This window comes from Terriglobus albidus (assembly GCF_008000815.1).
In the GTDB taxonomy this organism is placed as follows: Bacteria; Acidobacteriota; Terriglobia; order Terriglobales; family Acidobacteriaceae; genus Terriglobus; species Terriglobus albidus_A.
On the sequence record NZ_CP042806.1, the window covers coordinates 4,302,287 to 4,317,101 of the forward strand.

Sequence of the window (14,815 nt, forward strand, 5' to 3'; positions counted from 1 at the left end):
GTATGTCAAATACCTTTAACAAACTAAATAAAGGAGTTGAAGGAAAGACCCCGCTCAGCGTGCCCAAAAGCAAGAGGAAGTCAAAGGGATCCCAGGAAAATCCAGAACTATAAGATCAAATCCAGATGAGAATTGGTTTCTCCTGTGGTACGGTAACGTTCACGATAGCTTTGCGTTCGTTCGCAACATCGGGTAACTTTCCACGAGGTAATTGTTATGGCTTACGAGTCCATCTCAGACCAGAACCTGGCGCCGCACTCCGAGTCACAGCTGGTTTTGCCAGAAGCGCCCAGCTCTGAGACCGGTCCAGTAAAGGTCTGGAACGAGCCCGTCACCATGCTGACGTATGAGCCTGCGGCGCCTGACAGGAATCCCCTCTTTCTGGAGAAGCGTGTCTACCAAGGCAGCAGCGGCCGGGTCTATCCGCTGCCGGTGATCGATTACATCGCCACAGAGCCCGAGCCCAAAGTATGGGAGGCGGTCCATCTCGAAAACGAGTATCTGCGCCTGATGGTCATGCCCGAGATCGGCGGACGAATCCACGTCGGTCTCGACAAAAGGACGGGATACGACTTCTTCTACCGCCAGAATGTGATTAAGCCGGCTCTGGTGGGACTCGCCGGCCCCTGGATCTCGGGCGGAGTTGAATTCAACTGGCCGCAGCATCATCGTCCTGCCACCTTCATGCCCGTGGAGGTCAGCGTGGAGCGTGCATCAGATGGCAGCGTTACGGTCTGGTGTTCCGACCATGACCCCATGTCTCACCTGAAAGGCATGCATGGCATCTGTCTGCGGCCGGGATCCGCAGTGGTGCAAGTAAAGGTTCGCTTATACAACCGGACGCAAGATACGCAGACCTTTCTCTGGTGGGCAAATGTCGCCACGAGGGTCCATGAAGAGTATCAATCGTTCTTTCCGGAAGATGTACGCTTCGTTGCGGACCATGCAAAGCGGGCTATCACGGAATATCCGCTCAGCCAGGGAACGTACTACGGCGTGAACTACCAGCAGCGCGCGCTTGAGGGTGTTCCTCCGGAGGAGATGCCACCCTGCTTTGTGCCCGACGGCTCCTATCCTGCCAATGACCTGGGCTGGTATGCCAATATTCCCGTGCCGACGAGCTACATGATCGTCGGTTCGCAAGGCGACTTCTTTGGTGGATATGATCATGCGCGGAAGGCGGGAACGGTCGCTGTTGCGAATCACCATGTAGCTCCGGGCAAAAAGCAGTGGACCTGGGGGAATCACGAGTTTGGCTATGCCTGGGACCGTAGCTTGACGGACGACGATGGTCCTTATGTCGAGCTTATGTCCGGTGTCTACACGGACAATCAACCGGACTTCTCCTTCCTGGCGCCGGGTGAGACCAAGACCTTCAGCCAATTCTGGTATCCCATCGGGGAGATCGGAGTTCCGAACCTGGCGAATGTCGATGGAGCGCTTCGTGTCGAGCGCAATCCTGAAGCGATCACCGTACACGTTCAGTTGACCTCAGCAAAAGAGGATTGCACCGTCATCGCACGGACTGCAGAGCGCGAGCTCGGTCGCTGGTCGGGCAATCTAACGCCGGAGATGACATGGTCCGGACGATTTGATCACAGTGGCTCGCTAGAGGGTCTCGAAATAAACGTACAGGCTGGAGATGTGACGCTCCTGCGTTATGCGCCTGACGAAACGGTTCCCGTTCAGGCTCCTGAGGTGGCGACCGAGCCGCTGCTGCCGCAGGACGTAGGCAGCATAGATGAGCTGTTCCTTACCGGTCTTCATCTCGAACAATATCGCCATCCGACGCGCAGCCCCGAGGCTTACTGGCTTGAGGCCATCCGTCGCGATGCCGGAGACAGCCGCTGCAATCACATGCTCGGACGGTGGCATCTGCGGCGGGGCGAGTTTGAAAAGGCGGAGCAGCATCTGCGCACCGCGATCGCCCGCCTGACTCGGCGCAACCCTAATCCTTACGATGGCGAACCGCACTACAACCTCGGACTCACCCTGCGTTATCAGCAGCGGATTGCCGAAGCCTATGATGCCTTCTACAAAAGCACCTGGAGTGCTGCCTGGCGTGGACCGGGATATCACCGCCTGGCGGAGATCGATTGCGCACGTGGAGAGTGGCCGCAGGCGCTCGATCACCTCAACCGCTCGCTCAGCGCAGATACAGATAACCTTTCTGCGCGCAATCTAAAGGCGATCGTGCTGAGCCGGCTGGGAAGAAGCGAGGAGGCACAGCGGCTTCTGGATGAGACTCAGGCGCTTGATCCTCTCGATGTATTCGGCCGCTTCCTGAGGCATGGGGAAATACTCAACAATCCCCAGATGCAGCTTGATCTCGGTTTCGATCTCGCGCGCGCAGGACTCTTCGAGGAAGCTCTCCAGGAGCTGCCGGCCGATGCTCGGTCCACGATGGTGAGGTACGCTCGTGCCGCTGTCCTGTGGCAGATGGGAAGAACAAGAGAGAGCGCTGAGGCATACAGCCTCGCTTCAGAGGGAGACCACGATTATCTCTTCCCGGATCGTCTGGAAGAACTGGTCGTTCTCGAGCAGGCTCTGAAGGTCAATCCGAAGGATGCACGCGCAGCCTATGCGCTGGGCAATCTTCTATACGATCGACGGAGACACCGCGAGGCTATCGCCCACTGGGAACAGAGTGTAGCTGCAGAGCCTGACTTCGCGGTCGCCTGGCGAAATCTCGGAATCGCGTACTTCAATATTCTCTCCGATAGCCGTAGCGCTGTTGACGCCTTTGAGTGCGCTCGCAGATGTGCTCCGGACGATGCACGGCTTCTCTACGAGCTGGATCAGCTTCGCAAGCGCACTGGGACTCCTCTCGCCGCGCGACAGAGATCGCTTCTGGACGAACACGAGCTTGTCGAGAAACGTGATGATCTCTCGGTGGAGCTTGCCTCGCTGCACAACAGTCTCGGCAGACCTGAAGAAGCGCTTCGCATTCTTCGTCAACGGCAGTTCCAGCCCTGGGAAGGTGGGGAGGGATTGGTGCTCTCAGAGTATGTCCGCGCGAACGTGCTTCTGGCCCAGGATGCGCTCTCTGCAGAACCACAGAAGGCTCTGGAGTTTCTCCACGCGGCCAGTTCCCCTCCCCTCAATCTCAGCGAGGCGAAGCATCTGCTGATGAACCTCAGCATGATCGACTACTGGTACGGGGTTGTTTATGCTGCGATTGGCAATATGGACAAGGCCCGGGAATCCTGGTCACGCGCAGCCCGGTATACCGGCGACTTCCAGCAGATGCAGGTGCAACCCGTATCCGAGATGACGTACTGGAGTGCGATGGCGTTGCGGCAGCTGGGACAGGAGCAGGAAGCAACTGGTCTTTTCCGAAAAATTGAGACGTACGCATCCGCGCTGGAGCACCAGACACCGAAGATCGACTACTTCGCAACGTCATTGCCTGCCATGCTGTTGTTCGAGGTCGATCTGAAGGAGCGCCAGACGACCACGGCGCGCTTCCTCAAAGCACAGGCAGCATTCGGAGTGGGAGAGCGCCAACGCGCAATGGAGCTGCTCGAACAGGTCGAGACAATGGATCGCAGTCATAGCGGCGCCATCGATATGCGCAAGCTGGTTATGGGTGAATCATGCACGGTCCGATAGAAGTTGCCACGACAGGAAGTTCTGTCGAAGCAGAAAAGACGACGTATGTGTGGGGCATCGCCATCGCCGCTGCGCTTGGCGGTCTGCTCTTCGGCTATGACTGGGTGGTGATTGGCGGCGCGCGCGCGTTCTATGAGGTCTACTTTCATCTCACCTCCGCCAATCTTGTGGGATGGGCGAATAGTTGCGCACTGGTAGGCTGTCTCGCCGGTTCTTTGATCGCTGGCTCGCTTGCGGATCGGTTTGGAAGAAAGCCGGTCTTGCTGGTCTCCGCGCTGCTGTTCGCGGTCTCTTCCATCCTGACAGGCTGGGCATATACATTTACGAGCTTCATTGCGTGGAGAATCGCCGGAGGAGTCGCGATTGGACTTAGCTCGAACGTGTCGCCTCTTTATATTGCCGAGGTTAGCCCGTCCTCACTTCGCGGGCGACTGGTCAGCCTGAATCAGTTCGCGATCGTCGTCGGAATCCTACTTGCCCAGCTTGTCAATTGGCTTGTGGCAAGGCCTATCCCGGAACATGCTTCCATCGACGTTCTTTTTTCGTCATGGAATGTGCAAAACGGATGGCGCTGGATGTTCAGCGCGCTTGTGATTCCATCCGCAATCTTCGCGTTAGCCTCGTTATGGCTTCCAGAGAGCCCACGCTGGCTTGCCGCCCGCGGACGGCAAGAGGATGCGCAGCGTACGCTTCAGCGAGTGGGCGGCAAGACCTATGCCCAGGCGGAATTGGCTAATATTGACCGCACGCTGCATTTCGAACACAAGGTTGCGACCAGCCTCTGGAAGGAACTGGCAATTCCTGCCGTTCGCCGGGTCCTGCTTGTGGGAATCGCCCTGGCCGTCCTGCAGCAATGGACGGGGATTAATGTGCTTTTCAACTATGCGGCAGAGGTCTACCGCAACGCAGGCTATGGCGCCAATGACATCTTCCTCAACATCGTCATCACCGGAACCATCAATCTGGTCTTTACTATTGCGGCCGTCTTTCTGATCGACCGGATCGGGCGGCGCAAGCTGATGATCTTCGGCTGCGCCGGGATCGCTATCTCTCACGTTCTGTGCGCGATGGCGTATCGAGCCGGCATGGGCGGAATCGCAGTTCTTGTACTTACCCTGAGCGCCATCGGCTGCTATGCACTGACGCTTGCTCCTGTGACCTGGGTTCTGATCTCTGAGATCTTTCCTCAACGCGTTCGGGCACAGGGTGTCTCCATTGCTGTCAGCGCGTTGTGGATTGCCTCCTTTGCCCTGACCTACAGCTTCCCCATCCTCAACCGCCGTTTAGGTACAGCTTGGGTCTTCGCCGGATACGGTGCGATCTGTGTCCTCGGAGGCATTCTGGTCGCAACCTCGGTTACAGAGACCAAGGGCCGCAGTCTTGAGGAGATTGAGGCGGGAGTCCTGCAGGGCTGAAAACGCAGCAGTTACCTGTGTTTTCAGTGAGAGAATAGCTCGTATTCCCAGGAACGGATCAAAGCCCGCATGAACGATGAACCGAAGAGTATCAGCATTAAAGATATTGCCGAGGCCCTGAATATCTCGATCGGAACCGTGGACCGTGCTCTTCATGGGCGCCGCGGTGTAAGTGAAAAGACAAAAACCCGCGTTCTCAAAACGGCCGAGCAGATGGGGTATAAACCCAATCTTGCGGCGCAGGCTTTGAAACTGAACCGCCGCATCTCGATCGGCGTTGTCCTGCCAAAGCATATCTCCTACTTCTTCGATCCGTTGCGCGCGGGCATCCGTGCCGCTGCCGGCGCAGCCATGGGCTCACAAATCTCTCTTGAGTTTCACGAATATCCCCGCATCGGCAGCGGCGATATTGAAGCGCTTGAAGCAGCGCATGCACGGAAGTATGACGGGCTGATCTTTCTTCCCGGAGACATTCAGCGATTCAGCCCACTGATCCGCAAGATCTCACGCAGCGGTACGCCGATGATGTGTGTCGGCAGCGATGCTCCCGATACTGGACGCATCGGTTCCGTCTCTGCGCATGCCTATATCAGTGGCTCGATTGCGGCCGAGTTGCTTGCCCACAAGCTGCCACGCAAAGCCAATGTAGCCATCCTGACAGGAGAGCTGTCCACCCTGGATCACGCGGAAAAGCTGAGTGGATTTGCAGCGACGCTGGCGATCCAGGCGCCTCATCTAACGCTTATGCCCACGTTGGAAGGTCACGAGAAGCCTAAGGAGGCTTACCGGCAGGCGCTCACCCTGATGCGGCAGAAGGACCGCCCCGAGGGGCTTTATCTCAGCACAGCCAACAGCATTGCCGTGATTGAAGCCCTGGAAGAGCTGGGGCTGCTGGGCAAGGTTCAGGTGGTGGCAACCGATCTGTTCCAGGATCTGGCTACGTTAATTAAGTCCAACAAAATTCTGGCGACGCTCTATCAACGGCCGTTTACGCAGGGCAAAGTGGCGTTCGAGAATCTTGTAGCCTATCTCACCCGCGGCAATCTTGAGTCTCCGGTCGTACAGCTCGCACCTCACATCGTGTTGCGGAGCAATCTGCCGCTGTTTGCAAGCCGCATCTCTGAGACGGACGAGGGTGAACCTGAGTCAGACAGTCTGGAATAGCTGAGTGCCGCTATCGACTGCTCCCCGGAATGTCTCCCACGTGATTCCGGAAGGCGTCAGATGGATTCCCAACTCCCACTCAAACGCCTCGCCAGGCGCTAACTGGAAAGCAAGCCCCTTCTCATGCGCCTCTTTCAAGGTTCCGCATGGGGCTGTGGTCGGTTCCAAAGCAACTGCATATTGCTGCGGCGCCGATCCCCCGGGCCATCCTCCATAACAGAGCCAGAGACCGAGGTATGGCAGCTTCTGAGGCGAGAACGAGAGAAGTAGCCCTTGCTTCCCCTCCGACCGAAACAGGCCGCAACGTCCTGTGCTCAATTTACCGCTGTAGAGCATCTCGGCATCTCCTGCTTCGGCTGGCAGAACCACGTCGAACTCGTTGCCAGGCCAGGCGACTTGATCCCCAGGCTTTCCCATTCTTCCCGTACGGGAGTAGGTCAACTGTAATGTTTCCGCCTCCGACGGCAGCACGACCCGGTCGCCAGGCTCAATCGCAAAGAGAGGATGGCAGGCGTACAGAAATGAAGTATCGCGCTGGCCGATATTCTGGACACGATAGCGTATGGAAAGACCACTCTCCTGCAGCGAGATCGTCTTCTGAAATAGCAGCGGCCGGCTGAATCCATTCGCCGCAAGAGCGGCATTGTCGGCCGATTGCGCGGTCACCCGCCAGGAGAGTTGCCAGAAATCGCCGTGGTCGGGGACCGGGCCACCCGCAGTTGTGTCGTCACATATACCTACCGTCGGCAGACACTCTTCGATTCCCGCACAAGCGCCATGCTGAAATTGCGCATCGAGGCCTGGCTTCAGGTGGAGATCCTCGTTCGTTGACTGCGTAAGAAACTCGATCCCGGTGACACGCGAGACCAGAGAGCTGATCCGGCCTCCCTCTTCCGGCACGATACTTACTGAAAGCGAGCCATTTGTCAGGACAATTGTTTTGCGATGAACACCCACGTCGTCAAGTATCCTCCACAGACAAAAGTGAATCCAATTACCATTGCGTTACTTCTACTCGCCATCAACAATCCACACAGCGAAACATACCGAATCGTCAGCTATTCTTGAGACATGGACATTGACTGGATCATTCGCGAAATCGATACAGAAATAGAACGGCTTCGCCATATCCGCGATTTCGTCGAGAATTTGTCCAATACGCTTGACGTAGAACCCAAGACGGCTCGTAAGGCATCCTCGAAGAAAAGGACCTCCCCTCGGAGTGAACCGCCGGTGATCGTACTGCCCCCGAAAGAGAAGCGGACCTATACTCCACGTCGCAAGTCCCCCGTCGAGTCGCCTCGAGCTCTCGCCTCCGCGATCCCCGATCGCCCGGTCTTCGTCTCAAAACCGTCTCCTGTCTCCGCTCCAAGCGTAAAGATTGAGACCCCTCCGCTAGATACGAAGGAACTGGAAGCGGCCGTCCGGCGCAGCCTGTTTGGCCAAACGGCATAGTCAGAAACCACCGTTGGGCTCTCCACCGGCCAGCGGGCCCTGAGAAATGTCTACCCGTGCTAACTAAAACATTAGTTGCCCGTCCATCTCTCTGAGACGCTATGCCGCCACGCCGCTCCAATACGCTCACTGAGGCCGAACTCCGGCTGATGCGCCTGCTATGGCGGCTAGGCGAATGCTCCGTCCAGGATCTTGTCTCGGCCATGCCTGCTGATGCTCGGCTCGCCTACAACTCCGTCCTGACGACCATTCGCATCCTCGAATCCAAGGGCTACGTCGAGCACCGTCAGGATGGCCGCGCCTTCCTCTATACCGCAGTTGTCGCCGAGCACGATGCGCAGCAGAGCGAAGTGCGCCATGTGATCGGCCGCTTCTTTGAGAACAGCCGTGAAAAGCTGATGCTCGCGGTGCTGGGAGACGGCCAGGTCAGCGCAGAAGAATTGGCCCGGCTCAAGCAGGCCATTGCGGAAGCCGAGGCTGCGGCACGATCCACAGAGCAAGAGGTGCCCGGCCAATGACTGCCTCTCTCCTGAAACTGTCATCACTGCTCGCCACGACCTGGGCTGCCAGCCTGTGGGAAGGCGCCGCCTTCTCCCTCATCGGCTTTGCGCTATTGCGGCTGATGCCCCGTGCGTCCTCGGCGCTTCGCCATACACTGCTACTGGCTCTTTTTCTGCTTAGCGCAACGCTTCCCTGGCTTCCACTTCACCGTGGCACGGTTGACGGCGCAGCACCCCATGTACTCACGCTCTCCCAGTGGCTGGCGACCGCAATCGCCGCCGTCTGGCTGGCGGCCACAGGGATTCGCGCCACTCTACTGGTTATCGCCTGGAGGCATCTCCGCGACGTGCGCCGCTCTGCACAGCCACTCGCTCTTGACCTCCCTCTCACTACGCATCGCCGTCCGGTCGTGTGCACTTCCTCTACGGTCGAGTCGCCACTCATCGTTGGCTTCTTTCGCCCGGTGCTTCTGCTGCCCGAATGGCTCGTGCCTCAACTCAGCGATCGCGAACTTCGGCAGATCGTAGTGCATGAATGCGAGCACCTGCGCCGCGGTGACGACTGGACCAATCTGTTACTGCAGATCGGCCTGATGTTGTTCCCGTTGAATCCGGCGCTCACATGGCTGAATCGCCACATCGGCGTGCAGCGCGAACTCTCCTGCGATGCCGCCGTCGTTGCGGCAACTGCGCAGCCGCTGGCCTACGCGGCATCATTGACGCGGATTGCGGAGCAACACCTTGAGCGCAGCTCGCTGCGCCTGGCGCTGGCTGCATGGGGACGCCGCTCCGAACTTGCCCAGCGTGTTCATGCTTTGCTCAGGCAGTCAAAGAACTGGAAGCCGTGGCAGTCCGCGGTTGCCTCCATCGCCAGCGCAGTCCTCCTGCTCGCCATAGCTGCCGGTCTCTCCCGTGCGCCGCAGCTTGTTGCCGTCGAAGCACCTGTATCGGAATCGGCCGCTACAAGCTTGCCCGCGGTCCCGACATTGCCGTCCGCAGCTCCGGTTCGGTTTGTTCCCGCGTCATTTACAACAGACGCGCCGGCCCCAGCCACTCATAAACCCAGCCGCAAGCACACGCCTCTAAGACAAACCGCCGCACCAGAGCCGGGCAGCAATAGCACCAAAGTCAAGCGCGCTGAGATACAGCGAGTGGAACATGCTCCCAGGTTCCTCCGCACCGCCGCCGCAGGCGACACAATACTTTTGCAGAACTCTGACGGCAGCATCAGCACGCGTGAGCGTGTTGCTCCGGCTGTTGTCCTGACACCCGCGTGGCTCGCCGTGCCTGTACCGGACGGCTGGCTCGTCATTCAACTCTAGTCACACTCAACACAGGAGAAAACTCAAACCATGCCCGCAAAAACTAATTCATTAGTTACCAGCAAACTGACTCGCCGCATTGTCCTGCCCGGCATCCTCGCCTTGGGAGCCTCTGGTGCTGTCCTCATGGTTCACAAGCATGAGGTGCAAGCTGCGGCAGTCACCGCCTCTGCGCTCGACGACAATAGCGTCCCCTCCCTGATCGCGCTCGACCGCGACATGGAAACTCTTGCGGCTCGCGTGACCCCTGCAGTCGTCAACGTGGCCGTGACCAGCAAGGGCGGCGATGACGAAGACGTGCAGACGCACATGCAGGGGGAGCTTGATCCCAACGACCTTCCACCACAGTTCCGTCAGTTCTTTGGATTCGGAGGCCCCGGCGGCCACCGCACACCACAGCAGGAGCCGCTCCGTCACGGTGTCGGTTCCGGCGTCATCATCTCGCCTGACGGTTACATCGTGACCAATCATCACGTCGTCGATGGAGCGACACAGATCAAAGTGACGCTTCATGATCGTCGCGTGCTCACTGGCAAGGTCATCGGCTCCGATAAGCTGACGGACATTGCCGTGATCAAGGTCGATGCGCATGATCTGCCGGCCATCACCTGGGGCGATTCCGCCAAGCTGCAACCAGGTCAGAGCGTACTCGCCTTCGGCAGCCCGTTCGGCGTGCTGCAGTTCAGCGTCACTCGCGGCATTGTCAGCGCTGTCAATCGTCCGGCTCCCTTCTCCAGCGATGCCCGCACTCCTGGAGGCCTGATCCAGACGGACGCTGCCGTAAACCCTGGAAACAGCGGCGGCCCACTGGTCAACGCACACGGTGAGCTTGTCGGCATCAACCAGATGATCGCCACTAATAGCGGATCGTTCGCCGGCGCCAGCTTTGCTATTCCGGCAAACACCGCCAAGTCCATCTCCGATCAGATCATCCGCACCGGCTCTGTTCATCACGCATATCTTGGCATCGGAATGAACGACGTCACGCCTGAGAACGCACAGTTCTTCAATCTGCATGATGCTCGCGGCGCGGTCATCTCTCAGGTCACCGCCGGATCTCCTGCTGCATCGGCCGGACTGAAGAATGGCGACGTCATCCATACACTGAACGGACATCCCATCGCGAATGGCGGTGACCTGCAGTTACAGGTTGCACAGATGACTCCTGGGACGAAGGTCGCTCTCGGCATTCTGCGCAACGGGAGCGAGCAGACGGTCAATGTCACGCTGGGCGAGTACAAGAAGAACGCCGAAATGGCCTCTGAGGACGGCGACAACAGAGGACAAGCGAACGGAAACAACGGCAAGATCGGTATCGCGCTCGGCGAGCTGACACCGGATCTACGTCAGCAGCTCAATATCCCATCTGACGTAAAGGGTGCGGCGATCGAGCAGGTTCGGCCGGGCAGTCCTGCCGAAGATGCCGGTCTTCAGCCCGGTGATGTAGTGCTCGAAGTCAATCGCAAGCCTGTTGCATCAGCCGATCAAGCAGCAAGCAGTCTTCGTGGAACTGCAGACGGCAAGAACGTCTTGCTCCTGGTCTGGTCAAATGGTGGAGCAAGTTATCGTGTCGTTACACCAAGCCGCGGCTGAGACAGCAGGAGAACAATAACAGCCAAGAGGCTCCCCTTCCGGGGGAGCCTCTTGTGTTTTCTATGGCGACCAGCGAGATCGCAAGAATTTTGTCACTCCTTCGTCTTCACATTGCCATTTCTCGGCATAGCGCCGTTCCAGAGGCCGGCAACGGTATCAAATTTTAAGAGCACCGACGGTGCAGGCGCGATCGTTCAAAGTGACGATCGTGATGACACAGAGCTCAAGACCGATGAGGTACATATTCACGATGAAGCGCGCACATACCGCACTCCTCTTCCTGATTCTCGGTATTGTTCTTGTTCCCGCAGTAGGATGGCTCTATCTGCACTTCGGCCATCCACCTGTCGCGGTAGCCGATCCCATGCTTCCCGGTGAGGAGCAGATCGCACGTTCTGCACTACTCGCCCGCGTCGACGAGGAACGCCCCAGGAACAATCCCGTCCCCATCAACGAAGCCACCCTGCAGGAAGGCGCATCCATTTACATGAGCGAATGCGCATTCTGTCACGGGGTTCCCGCTATTCAGTCAAGCGTGGGAGTCAATACGTTTCCTAAGACACCGCAGTTCTTTCGTCGTCATGCCACGGGCAGCCGCCCGCCAGATTTGGCCGACCGAGCGGCGTCGTATCACTGGTTTGTAGAGAACGGTGTCCGTCTAACCGCGATGCCCTCATTCAAGCACGTTCTGACCGATCGGGAGCAGTGGGAGGTAGCAAATCTGCTGGCGATGAGTGAGACTCCCCTGCCGGAGAGCGTAAAGAAAGTCCTGGCCGGATCTACCGACTAGAGAACATGGCACAGAGCCTGTTCTTGCAGGGCGTACGCGGAGTCTCTAGAGCATTTTTCCTGTTGCTGGGTATCCCGGGAGGGAGCGTGCAGCGGCGTTTTCATTGAGGAAAACGCCCATAAATGCACAAGCCCTGCGATACACCTACAGGAAAAAATGCTCTATCACTGGCAGCTTGACCAGATTGCACAGATCAACAGCATGAGAAGAATCGAAAGCCAGGTTGTCTGGCGGCTATCGGCTAAGTCGGTTAAGTCGGTTTGCATTTCAATCTCCCCCTTATCAAACATGCTGTATATCGGACTCAAGATGAGAGAGTTTAACGCTGTTGCGAACGTTCGCAACAAAAATTATTGAGCTTTGAGGACCAAATCGGCACCGCGACGAGCGATACCGCTGCGGCCGGCAGCATGTGTCCTCGGTTCGGACATTCTTGCGGCCATTGATGAGATGACGGTTAACAAACCGGGCGTGTAGTCTCTTCCGAAGAGTTCCGTCGAACGTGAGAGCCGGTTGTGCGGGGAACTCTGCACGAATCAGGCATTTCTCGTGAATGCCGGCCCTGAGGAGATCTCGATGAAGCGCATCCTCCCTGCTGTACTGGCTACTCTTCTTTTTGCTAATCCGCTGGTGTCACAGGCTCCGGCAACCAATGCAACGAAGCTCTACCTTGGCGCTGCATGGTACCCGGAAGCGTGGCCGGAGAGCCGCTGGGAACGCGATCTCACGCTGATGCAGCAGGCAGGCATCAACTTCGTTCGCATTACGGAGTTTGCGTGGAGCGCGATGGAGCCTAGCGAGGGCCACTACGACCTTGATTGGGTTAATCGGGCGATCCGCCTCGCGGAGAAGCACGGCATCGCCGTGGTGCTTGGTACGCCAAGTGCGGCGCCTCCCGCTTGGCTAACGCAGAAATATCCCGAGACCTTGTGGGTTGACCAGAACGGAAAACGCGCGGAGCATGGCAACCGTCAGCAGTTCAACTGGGCCAATCCCAAGTACCGTGAGTTATCCGCCAAGATAGCATCGGCCATGGCGGAACGGTTTGGCCGTGACCCGAATGTCATTGGATGGCAGATTGATAACGAGTATGCGGAGGTCAGCTACGATCCGGAGACCAAAAAGATGTATCAGGACTGGCTCCGGGCTCACTATGGCACACTCGATGCTTTGAACACGCGTTGGACCACCAGCTACTGGAGCCAGACCTATAACGACTGGTCACAGATTCCCATCGAGACGAAGTACGGGAATCCGGGTCTGCTGTTGAGCTGGAAGCGGTTTATCTCTGATACGTGGCGCAGTTATCAGAAGAATCAGCTCGACGTCATCTGGGCGAAGGCAGACCGTCGTCAATGGATCACCACTAACATGATGGGCTGGTTCGATGAATACGACCACTACACCGTCAGCCAGGACCTCGATCTCACATCTTGGGACGATTATGTCGGCAGCGGCCATCTCAATGCCGCGCGCAACGGTGCGGCCCACGATCTGACCCGCGGCTTTCTCCGTAAGAATTTCCGGGTGATGGAGACTCAGCCGGGATTCGTCAACTGGCACGCAAACAACAACGCGCTCGACAAGGGCGAAGTCCATGCAATGGCGTGGCATGACATTGGTCACGGCGCCGACGCGGTTGAATACTGGCAGTGGCGTTCCGCACTGAACGGGCAGGAGGAATACCACGGCACCTTAGTCGGTGCGGATGGTGAACCCGTCCCACTGTACGACGAAGTTGCCCAGGTGGGTAAAGAGTTTACCGCCGCTGTCGGGGGCCCCCTTCGTTAGAAGAGGAACGTCGTTCTCGTCTGAAGCATCCTACGGTGCATGGAAGACGGTGGAAGGTGGTTCAACGTGAAGGGTGAGAGCAACTTCGATCTTCCCATCGATCCACCGGTCCTCCCCATGCTTTCCAAGCGAGTCGATCAGCTACCCACGGGTTCTGAGTGGATCTATGAACCGAAGTGGGATGGGTTTCGTGCACTGGTGTTTCGCGACGGGAAAGAACTCCTGCTCCAAAGCCGGGATACAAAGCCGTTGAACCGATACTTCCGGAGCTTGTCGATGCCCTCCTTGTGCAACTCCCGGAGAAGTGTGTTCTCGATGGCGAGATTGTGATCTCCAGAAACGGGGCCCTCGACTTCGATGCCCTGCAGCTCCGTATTCATCCAGCGGCATCGAGGGTAAAGCTGCTGAGTCAGCAGACACCCGCCTCAATCGTATTTTTTGATCTGCTGGCCGAAGACAATCGCGACTGGAGGGAGACAGCGTTTCAGGAGCGGCGAGCTAAGCTGCAATCGTTGTTTTCCAGGACCAAACCGCCAATTCATCTCACACCCGCCACAGACGATCTTGAATTAGCGCGTGACTGGTTCAAGCGTTTCGAGGGCGCCGGCTTCGACGGCGTCATCGCCAAAGCGAAGGACAGCACCTACCAGTCCGACAAGCGGACCATGTTTAAGGTGAAACATGAACGCGACTGCGATTGCGTTGTTGCGGGGTTTCGCTGGTATCGCAAAGGCGATCATCCGGCCGTCGGTTCCCTGTTGCTAGGGCTCTATGATGATTCCGGCGTGCTGCAACATGTTGGGGTGTGCGGAAGCTTTCCTCTCAAAAAACGATATGAACTCGTCGAGTACTTGAAGCCCTATCAGAAGGATGCTCTCGCGAATCATCCCTGGAAGGGGAGGTTGGACGAGGCGATGGAAGATAGCGGCGGCGCACATCGCAGGCCTGGAGGCCAGAGCCGCTGGAGCCAGGGGAAAGATCTTTCCTGGGAGCCTCTTCGACTGGAGCTTGTCGCCGAAGTGGCCTATGAGCACATGCAGAGTGGACGTTTTCGTCACATGGCGCAGTTTCGCCGGTGGCGTCTTGATAAGAAGCCGGAGGAATGCACGTACGAACAACTTGAGGTCGTGCCACCGGAAGAGTTGAAGGCAATCTTTCCGGAGAATCAATGAA

9 protein-coding genes and 1 pseudogene are annotated in these 14,815 nt (G+C 57.7%); 9 read left to right on the forward strand and 1 reads right to left on the reverse strand.

What is annotated here, in order from left to right; genetic code table 11:
- Nucleotides 1–216 precede the first annotated feature (216 nt).
- From FTW19_RS17065 to FTW19_RS17075, 3 genes are all read left to right on the forward strand, one after another.
- A complete protein-coding gene (locus FTW19_RS17065) occupies nt 217–3,612 on the forward strand; it encodes a DUF5107 domain-containing protein (RefSeq protein WP_147648749.1) in 3,396 nt (1,131 codons plus the stop codon).
- On the forward strand, nt 3,597–5,027 hold the full coding sequence (locus FTW19_RS17070) for a sugar porter family MFS transporter (RefSeq protein ID WP_147648750.1): 1,431 nt from the start codon (nt 3,597–3,599) through the stop codon (nt 5,025–5,027). The genes FTW19_RS17065 and FTW19_RS17070 overlap by 16 nt, the downstream gene beginning before the upstream one ends.
- A 69-nt stretch (nt 5,028–5,096) precedes the next feature.
- Nucleotides 5,097–6,191 (forward strand): LacI family DNA-binding transcriptional regulator, encoded by a 1,095-nt coding sequence (locus tag FTW19_RS17075; RefSeq protein WP_147648751.1) that lies wholly within the window; start codon nt 5,097–5,099, stop codon nt 6,189–6,191.
- On the opposite strand, the gene FTW19_RS17080 is transcribed toward FTW19_RS17075, so the two are convergent.
- Nucleotides 6,174–7,148 (reverse strand): DUF4432 family protein, encoded by a 975-nt coding sequence (locus FTW19_RS17080; protein WP_246153356.1) that lies wholly within the window; start codon nt 7,146–7,148, stop codon nt 6,174–6,176. The genes FTW19_RS17075 and FTW19_RS17080 overlap by 18 nt on opposite strands.
- Before the next feature lie 599 nt (nt 7,149–7,747).
- Between FTW19_RS17080 and FTW19_RS17085 the strand changes: the two genes are divergently transcribed.
- From FTW19_RS17085 to FTW19_RS17110, 6 genes and pseudogenes are all read left to right on the forward strand, one after another.
- Entirely contained in the window at nt 7,748–8,164 is a 417-nt protein-coding gene (locus FTW19_RS17085) for a BlaI/MecI/CopY family transcriptional regulator (protein ID WP_147648752.1), read from the forward strand.
- Nucleotides 8,161–9,468: a M56 family metallopeptidase gene (locus FTW19_RS17090; protein ID WP_147648753.1), complete on the forward strand. Its 1,308-nt coding sequence runs from the start codon at nt 8,161–8,163 to the stop codon at nt 9,466–9,468. The genes FTW19_RS17085 and FTW19_RS17090 overlap by 4 nt, the downstream gene beginning before the upstream one ends.
- A gap of 30 nt (nt 9,469–9,498) precedes the next feature.
- Nucleotides 9,499–11,061 (forward strand): Do family serine endopeptidase, encoded by a 1,563-nt coding sequence (locus tag FTW19_RS17095; RefSeq protein ID WP_147648754.1) that lies wholly within the window; start codon nt 9,499–9,501, stop codon nt 11,059–11,061.
- 250 nt (nt 11,062–11,311) lie between these two features.
- Nucleotides 11,312–11,851 (forward strand): c-type cytochrome, encoded by a 540-nt coding sequence (locus FTW19_RS17100; RefSeq protein WP_187143021.1) that lies wholly within the window; start codon nt 11,312–11,314, stop codon nt 11,849–11,851.
- A 576-nt stretch (nt 11,852–12,427) separates the two neighbouring features.
- The gene (locus tag FTW19_RS17105) at nt 12,428–13,642 is read left to right on the forward strand and encodes a beta-galactosidase (protein WP_147648756.1); all 1,215 of its coding nucleotides are present in this window, start codon (nt 12,428–12,430) and stop codon (nt 13,640–13,642) included.
- Nucleotides 13,643–13,759: 117 nt separating this feature from the next.
- Nucleotides 13,760–14,814: pseudogene (locus FTW19_RS17110) on the forward strand (ATP-dependent DNA ligase).
- Nucleotide 14,815 lies beyond the last annotated feature (1 nt).

What these genes read in the sequence shown, in the direction of transcription:
- FTW19_RS17065 (WP_147648749.1), top strand. Translation starts at nt 217, where the DNA reads ATGGCTTACGAGTCCATCTCAGACCAGAACCTGGCGCCGCACTCCGAG.
- FTW19_RS17070 (WP_147648750.1), top strand. Translation starts at nt 3,597, where the DNA reads ATGCACGGTCCGATAGAAGTTGCCACGACAGGAAGTTCTGTCGAAGCA.
- FTW19_RS17075 (WP_147648751.1), top strand. Translation starts at nt 5,097, where the DNA reads ATGAACGATGAACCGAAGAGTATCAGCATTAAAGATATTGCCGAGGCC.
- FTW19_RS17085 (WP_147648752.1), top strand. Translation starts at nt 7,748, where the DNA reads ATGCCGCCACGCCGCTCCAATACGCTCACTGAGGCCGAACTCCGGCTG.
- FTW19_RS17090 (WP_147648753.1), top strand. Translation starts at nt 8,161, where the DNA reads ATGACTGCCTCTCTCCTGAAACTGTCATCACTGCTCGCCACGACCTGG.
- FTW19_RS17095 (WP_147648754.1), top strand. Translation starts at nt 9,499, where the DNA reads ATGCCCGCAAAAACTAATTCATTAGTTACCAGCAAACTGACTCGCCGC.
- FTW19_RS17100 (WP_187143021.1), top strand. Translation starts at nt 11,312, where the DNA reads ATGAAGCGCGCACATACCGCACTCCTCTTCCTGATTCTCGGTATTGTT.
- FTW19_RS17105 (WP_147648756.1), top strand. Translation starts at nt 12,428, where the DNA reads ATGAAGCGCATCCTCCCTGCTGTACTGGCTACTCTTCTTTTTGCTAAT.